Below are 1,594 nucleotides of genomic sequence, written 5' to 3'. Positions count from 1 at the left end.
CTTGAGATGATGACGGTTACCACACCAAGACATCGTCTACGAGCAAGAGGGGTCTTTTCTGGTGCTCACTGTATCGAGTCCGGGCCGGGTGCGGGTAGGGCGCGCCGATAGCCGCCTGACGTCGTCGGCGGGTCTGGCTGCGGTGGCAGAGGTCGATCGGGTGATCGGGCTGTCAGGGCTGCTGGAAGCGGGGATCGGGCAGGTCAAGAAGCGTGACCGTGGCGCCAGTGGCGCGCAGGCGTTGCTGGCGATGGCGTGCGCGCAGCTGGCCGGAGAGGATCACCTGGTCGGACTGGACCGCCGTCGGGCGGATGCGGCGGGTCAGGAGCTTGCGCCCGTGGCCGATGTGCCATCGACGACGGCCGCGCAGATCGCGGCGAGGTTCACGCCGGAGGCGTTCTGGGGCCTTGAGGAAGCCGTCGCCGTCGCGGCCGGGCGGGTCCTGGACCTCCTGCCGGCCGCCCGGCGCGCACGGCTGACCAGGACGGTCACCCTGGATGTGGATGCGACCGAGATCGAGGTGTTCGGGCGTAAGAAGGAAGGCGCGAAGCACGGGCATACCGGCGCGCTGCGGTATCAGGCCGACATCGTGCACTGGGCCGAGCTGGGCGTCCCGCTGGTCGCCGACCTTCTCGATGGCACCGAGGACCCGCGCGCCGGGGTCGTGGACCGCCTCACGCGCGCGGTTCACGTCCTGCCCGTGGCCGACTGCGAGATCCGCGCGAGGCTGGACACCGGCTACTTCGCGATCGACGTCGCCCGGGCATGCGTGCAGATGGGAGTACGGTTCGCGATCGGGGTCCGCCGCAACCAGGCCGTCTTACGGGACGTGCTCACGATCGACGAATCCGCCTGGCACGACGCGGCCGGGATGCCCGGCAGCCAGGTCGCGGTCATGAACTACCTGCCCGGCGTCTGGGCCAAGGATCCTGACATCGCCCGTGACAAGAAGCAGACACCGATCGCGTGCCTGGTCCGCCGCACCCGCATCGAGGCCGCCGACCTGCCCACCGAACGCGCCCGCCGCCGCAAACGCGCCCACCCCGAACAGCTCCAGCTGGCCCTGGACGGCGTGATCGACCACGTCTACCTGTACTCGTTCATCCTCACCAACCTCGAGACCGCCACCAGCGACGACGTCGTCGCCGTCGAGCACTGGTACCGGCACCGCACCGACATCGAAGCCCTCAACCGCGACGCGAAACACGGCGCCGCAGCCCGCCACGCCCCCTCAGGTAAGAAGACCGTCAACCGCGTCTGGCTCGCCGCAGCCCTGACCGCCTGCGCGATCAGCGCGTTCACCACCCTCCTGGCCGGCCTGCACCACCCCGACGGCACCGGCAGGGCCACCATCACCCGGCTGCGGCGCGAACTCATCCGCGTCCCCGCGCGCGTCCGCCGAGCCCGCGACGGCACGACCTGGCTCCACCCACCACCAGGATTCAGCCTGCTGAACACCACTCTCACCCGCCTCCAAGCCCTGCCGACCGCCGTCGGCTGACCCCACCCCACCTCCCTTCCCGCACGACCCGAGACACCTGGAACCTCCGCCCCAGCCCGTGCGACAACGGGCACCTCACCACGCCTGAACAGC

1 protein-coding gene is annotated in these 1,594 nt (G+C 70.3%); it reads left to right on the top strand.

Annotation, left to right across the window (positions count from 1 at the left end):
• The first annotated feature begins 61 nt into the window (after positions 1 to 61).
• A complete protein-coding gene (locus tag ACYVK5_RS25705; protein WP_460709108.1) occupies positions 62 to 1,501 on the top strand; it encodes an IS1380 family transposase in 1,440 nt (479 codons plus the stop codon).
• Positions 1,502 to 1,594 lie beyond the last annotated feature (93 nt).

This window comes from Myceligenerans halotolerans (genome assembly GCF_054782975.1).
This window is presented reverse-complemented; position numbering and strand designations above follow the sequence as displayed.